Annotated in this window: 1 protein-coding gene; it reads right to left on the minus strand. The window is 48.3% G+C overall.

Translation table 11 applies throughout. The features are described 5' to 3' along the window. Window positions 1-137: 137 nt before the first annotated feature. Window positions 138-884, minus strand: a 747-nt coding sequence (locus tag A3762_RS18405; RefSeq protein ID WP_068757039.1) for a molecular chaperone DnaJ, incomplete at its 5' end; no start/stop codon positions are given.

An 884-nucleotide genomic window follows, 5' to 3' on the forward strand; every position in this document is an offset into this window, starting at 1 on the left:
GGCACACACCTACTAGATAGATATTTTTGCATCAAGCGAGGCGAAAGTGCACGGAAAAGCTGAGCTTACACGAAGTAAGTGAGCATTTGAGTACACTGTTAACAAAGCTTGAGGTGAAAATAGCATGCAGTCCTGCACTAAAGCTTCATGTCGTCAAAGAAGCTTTTAACCCCCTCAAACCAAGAATGCTTCTGGGGCGCATGTTTCTTCGACCCACTTTCAAGAGTCTCTTGAAACTCTTTCAACAACTCTTTTTGCTTTTTAGTCAGATTTACTGGCGTTTCTACCGCGACACGACACATCAAATCTCCAACAGCTCCACCACGAACAGGCTTCACACCCTTACCGCGTAAACGGAACATCTTACCGCTTTGCGTTTCAGCAGGGATTTTCAGTTTGACGCGGCCATCAAGTGTTGGCACTTCCAGCTCACCACCCAACGCTGCATCCACGACACTGATTGGCACATCACAATACAAGTTTGCACCGTCACGAACAAAAATAGGATGCTCTTTAACCGAAACCTGAACATAAAGATCTCCGGCTGGGCCACCCATTGCACCCGCTTCACCCTCTCCAGCCAAACGAATACGATCACCCGTATCAACGCCCGCTGGCACTTTCACTGAAAGCGTTTTATTCTCTTCTTGCACGCCTGTGCCATGACAAGCACGACAAGGATCTTTAATAATTTGCCCGCGACCATGACACGTTGGGCAGGTTTGCTGAACGCTGAAAAAGCCTTGCTGCATACGCACTTGACCCTGACCATGACAAGTACCACAGGTCTCAGGCTGCGTGCCTTTTTTCGCACCAGAGCCTTTACAAACATTACAAGTCACTTGAGTCGGAACACGGATCTTGACCGATTTACCGCGTACCGC

It is taken from the genome of Oleiphilus sp. HI0125 (assembly GCF_001635355.1).